Genomic DNA, 4461 nt, shown 5'->3' with positions numbered 1-4461 from the left:
GCAGCTGCTCATCACCCGCGGCGCGCTGACCACCTTCTCCATCGCCAACGACGTGGCGAAGTACTTCGCGATCATCCCCGCGATGTTCGCGATCGCCTACCCGGGCCTGGACAAGCTCAACATCATGCAGCTGCACAGCCCGACGTCGGCGATCTCCTCGGCGATCATCTTCAACGCCCTGATCATCGTCGTGCTGATCCCGCTCGCCCTGCGCGGCGTGCGCTACCGGCCGTCGTCGGCCTCCGCGCTGCTGACCCGCAACATCTGGGTCTACGGCCTGGGCGGTCTCGTGCTGCCGTTCGTCGGCATCAAGGCGATCGACCTGATCATCCAGTTCATCCCCGGCCTCAGCTGACAGAAGAAGGCAACCCATCATGTTCGGCTCCCTGCCCACCGTGGTCCGCAACCACGTGGCCGCCCTGCGGATGCTGCTGGTGTTCACGGTGCTCCTGGGCATCGCGTACCCGCTGGCCGTCACCGGCGTCGCCCAGGCGGCGTTCTCCGACCAGGCCAACGGCTCCAGGATCACCCAGGACGGCAAGACCGTCGGTTCCAGCCTCATCGGCCAGAACTTCACCCTCCCGAAGAAGGACCCGGACGACGCCGACGAGGTCGCCCAGCCGGACCCGAAGTGGTTCCAGCCGCGACCCGGCGGCTACGACCCGCTGGTCACCGGCGCCTCCAACCTCGGCCCGAACGACGAGGACCTGGTGAAGACCATCAAGGAACGCCGGGCCGCGGTCGCCGAGTTCGACGGCGTGGCCCCCGAGGACGTACCGGTCGACGCCGTCACGGCCTCCGGCTCCGGCCTCGACCCGCACATCTCGCCCGAGTACGCCCGCGAGCAGGTCGAGCGGGTCGCCCAGGCCCGCGGCCTGGACGCCGCCGCCGTGCGCAAGCTGGTGGAGGACCACGTCCAGGGCCGGACCCTCGGCTTCCTCGGCGCGGAGCGCGTCAACGTGGTGGAACTCAACCAGGCGCTCACCGAGCTGAAGTGACGTCCCGTCACCGTCGAACCGCCCGTACCACGCCGCCCGGCGGCGCAGGGAACACCTGCGCCGCCGGGCGGCGTGACACCCGCACAAGGAAGGACTCCCGGTGACGCAGCCAGTCGTCCCGGCCCCGGCCGGCACTCCCCGCGGACGGCCCGGAAGACTCAAGGTCTTCCTCGGGGCGGCCCCCGGAGTCGGGAAGACCTACCGCATGCTCGACGAGGCACGCCGCCGGGGCGCCCGGGGCACCGACGTCGTCGTGGGGTACGTCGAGTGCCACAAGCGGCCGCTCACGGAGGAGATGCTCGACGGTCTGGAGGTCGTGCCCCGCGCGGAACGCGACTACCGGGGCACCGTCTTCACCGAGATGGACCTCGACGCCGTCCTCGCCCGCGCGCCGCAGGTGGCACTCGTCGACGAGATGGCCCACACCAACATCCCCGGCGGCCGCCACGCCAAGCGCTGGCAGGACATCGAGGTGCTCCTCAGGGCGGGGATCGACGTGATCACCGCCGTCAACATCCAGCACCTGGAGTCGCTCAACGACGTCGTCGAGAAGATCACCGGCGTGCCGCAGCGGGAGACCGTCCCGGACGAGGTCGTCCGCCGCGCCGACCAGATCGAGCTCGTCGACATGCCCGCCGAGGCACTGCGCCGCCGGATGGCCCACGGCAACGTCTACGCCCCGGAGAAGGTCGACGCCGCCCTGTCGAACTACTTCCGCGTCGGCAACCTCACCGCGCTGCGCGAACTCGCCCTGCTCTGGGTCGCCGGACGGGTGGACGAGGCGCTGCAGAAGTACCGCTCCGAGCACGGCATCGGACGCGTCTGGGAGACGCGGGAGCGTGTCGTGGTCGCCGTCACCGGCGGCCCGGAGGGCGGCACCCTCATCCGCCGCGCCGCCCGGATCGCCGCCCGGTCCGCCGGCGGCGACCTGCTCGCCGTCCACATCGTGCGCAGCGACGGACTGGCCGACGCCTCGCCCGCCGCCCTGGCCAAACAGCGGGCCCTCGTGGAGAGCCTCGGCGGCACCCTCCATTCCGTCGTCGGGGACCACGTCCCCGACGCCCTGCTGGACTTCGCGCGGGCCGAGAGCGCCACCCAGCTGGTGATGGGTACCAGCCGGCGCGGGCGGCTCTCGCAGTTCCTCACCGGGCGCGGGGTCGGCGAGACCATCGTGGAACGCTCCGGCGACATCGACGTCCACATGGTCACCCACGAGCGCGCGGGACGCGGCCGCCTCCTGCCCGCCACCGGCAGCTCGCTGCCCACGGCGCGGAAGGTGGCGGGCCCCGTCGCGGGACTGGTCCTGCCCGCCCTGCTCACCGCGGTGCTCGCCAACAGCCGGGGCCATCTGAACCTCACCAGCGAGGCGCTGCTCTTCCTGCTGACCGTGGTCGGCGTCGCCTGCATCGGCGGCGTCGTCTCCGCGCTGCTCGCGTCCCTGACCGCGTCCCTGCTGCTGAACTACTACTTCATACCGCCCATCGGCCGGTTCACCATCGGCGAGACCAACAACATGCTGGCGCTCGCCGTGTTCGCGCTCGTCGCCGTGACCGTCGCGACGATCGTGGACCGCTCGCTGCGGCTGTCCAGACGCGCGGCCAACGCCACCGCCGAGGCCGAGACGCTGTCCTCCCTCGCCGGGAGCATCCTGCGCGGCGACCAGGCCGTCGAGGCCCTGCTGCACCGAACGCGGGAGGCCTTCGGCATGGAGTCGGCCGAGCTCGTGCACGGCTCCGACGGCGGGGCGGTGCCGGTGGACGACCCCGCGGACGGCGTGGTGGCCGTGCCCGTCGGACCGGACGACGTCCTCGTCCTGCGCGGCCGCCGCCTGGCGGCATCGGAGCGGCGTGTGCTCATCGCCTTCGCCGGGCACGTGGCCTCCGCGCTGGAACGGGCCCGGCTTGCCGAGGCCGCAGCGGAGGTGGAGCCCGTCAGGGCGGCCGACCGCATGCGGACGGCGTTGCTCGCGGCGGTCAGCCACGACCTGCGCACCCCGCTGGCCGGCGCCTGGGCGGCCGTCAGCTCGCTGCGCAGCCGGGAGGTCGAGTTCTCCGCCGAGGACCAGGAGGAACTGCTGGCCACCGCAGAGGTGTCCCTGGACCGGCTCAACCGGCTGGTGGACAACCTCCTCGACATGAGCCGGCTGCAGGCCGGCGCGCTCAGCCTGGCCCTCGAGCCCGCCTCCGTGGCCGAAGCGGCCTCGCTCGCCCTCGACAGCCTGGCCGAGAGCACGGTCCCCGTCACCACCCGGGGCCTGGCGGACGTACCGTTCGCGCTGGCCGACCCGCCGCTCCTGGAACGTGTCATCGCCAACCTGGTGACCAACGCCCAGCGGTACGCCCCGGAAGGCACCGCGGTCCTGGTCAGCGCCAGCGCCCTCGGCCCCCGCATCGAGCTGCGCGTCGCGGACCGCGGACCCGGCCTCCGACCCGCCGACCGGGAGAGGGTCTTCGAACCCTTCCAGCGGCTCGGCGACACCGACAACACCACCGGCCTCGGTCTCGGGCTCGCCCTCTCGCGCGGCCTGACCGAGGCCATGGGCGGCACCCTCACCCCCGAGGACACCCCTGGCGGAGGTCTCACCATGGTCCTGTCCCTGCCCACCGCCGGCGGTCCGGCCGACGTGCCCGCCGCCCCCACCGGCGGGGAGGAGGCGCTGACATGAGGCGCGTCCTGATCGTCGACGACGAACCGCAGATCCTGAAGGCGCTGGACATCAACCTGACGGCACGTCACTACGCCGTCGCCACCGCCCCCGACGGCACCACGGCACTGCTGCTGGTGTCCCGGCAGCCGCCCGACGCCCTCATCCTCGACCTCGGCCTGCCCGATATGTCCGGCACCGACATCATCCACGGCGTGCGGGCCTGGAGCCCGCTGCCCATCATCGTGCTGTCCGGGCGGACCGGGCCTGCCGACAAGGTCGAGGCGCTGGACGCGGGGGCCGACGACTTCGTGACCAAGCCGTTCTCCATGGACGAACTGGCGGCCCGGCTGCGCGCCGTGCTGCGCCGCCCGCCTGTCCTGGAGGAGCCGGAGACGGTCACCATCGCGGACTACCGCGTCGACCTGGGCGCGTTCACCGTCGAGCGCCGCTCCGGCAAGGGTGCGGCCCCGCGGCTCACGCCCACCGAGTGGCGGCTGCTCGCCCCGCTGCTGCGCAATCCCGGGCGCCTGATCACCGGGCGCCAGCTGCTGCGCGACGTATGGGGCCCGGGCAACGAGAAACGCACCAACTACCTGCGGGTCTACCTCGCCACCCTCCGGCACAAGCTGGAGCCGGACCCCGCCCACCCGCGCCACCTGATCACCGTGCCGGGCATGGGCTACCGCTTCGAGCCCTGAGCCGACGCACCGCACCCCGCCCGGTGGGGGCCCACCGGGCGGGGTGCGTTCGTTGGTCGTCCGCCCGCGTCGCCCGCCTGACCCGCGTCGGAGCGGGCCGGGCCGGCGGTCAACGTGC

Annotated in this window: 3 protein-coding genes and 1 pseudogene; all 4 read left to right on the top strand. The window is 72.8% G+C overall.

Annotation, left to right across the window (positions count from 1 at the left end; translation table 11 throughout):
• Window positions 1-355, top strand: a pseudogene (locus ABZ312_RS44855) (potassium-transporting ATPase subunit B); the annotation flags it as partial.
• Window positions 356-374: 19 nt separating this feature from the next.
• Window positions 375-998, top strand: a complete 624-nt coding sequence (gene kdpC, locus ABZ312_RS44850) for a potassium-transporting ATPase subunit KdpC (RefSeq protein ID WP_500329333.1) — start codon at window positions 375-377, stop codon at window positions 996-998.
• A gap of 100 nt (window positions 999-1098) precedes the next feature.
• Complete coding sequence (locus ABZ312_RS44845) at window positions 1099-3663, top strand: sensor histidine kinase (RefSeq protein WP_500358939.1); 2565 nt, start codon at window positions 1099-1101, stop codon at window positions 3661-3663.
• Window positions 3660-4343 carry a response regulator gene (locus ABZ312_RS44840; RefSeq protein ID WP_500358940.1) on the top strand — a complete coding sequence of 228 codons (684 nt, stop codon included), beginning with the start codon at window positions 3660-3662 and terminating at the stop codon, window positions 4341-4343. Before ABZ312_RS44845 ends, ABZ312_RS44840 begins: the two co-directional genes overlap by 4 nt.
• The last annotated feature ends 118 nt before the right edge of the window (window positions 4344-4461 follow it).

Source organism: Streptomyces sp. NPDC006207 (genome assembly GCF_040613835.1).
Lineage (GTDB): Bacteria > Actinomycetota > Actinomycetes > Streptomycetales > Streptomycetaceae > Actinacidiphila.
The sequence above is the reverse complement of the archived record's forward strand: the minus strand, read 5'-3'. Positions and strand labels throughout refer to the sequence as shown.